Origin of the sequence: Neisseria sp. HMSC03D10, from assembly GCF_001807625.1 — a bacterium.
In the GTDB taxonomy this organism is placed as follows: Bacteria; Pseudomonadota; Gammaproteobacteria; order Burkholderiales; family Neisseriaceae; genus Neisseria; species Neisseria mucosa.
The window spans coordinates 29,068-29,289 of the sequence record NZ_KV789536.1 but is presented as its reverse complement, the minus strand read 5'-3'; positions in this window follow the sequence as shown (position 1 = coordinate 29,289).

The window sequence follows — 222 nt, the reverse complement described above, 5'->3', positions numbered from 1 at the left end:
CCGCCTTCAGGCGGCTGTGTGTTGAAACAATCATGAAATACTCAAAAGCCAAGCAAATTGCCCAGCCGCCTTCAGGCGGCTGTGTGTTGAAACAATAAGAGATCGAGTCATGAAGTATAAACACTATCCAGCCGCCTTCAGGCGGCTGTGTGTTGAAACGCATTCGACCCAATCGTTAAAGCCAAAATCACTACCAGCCGCCTTCAGGCGGCTGTGTGTTGA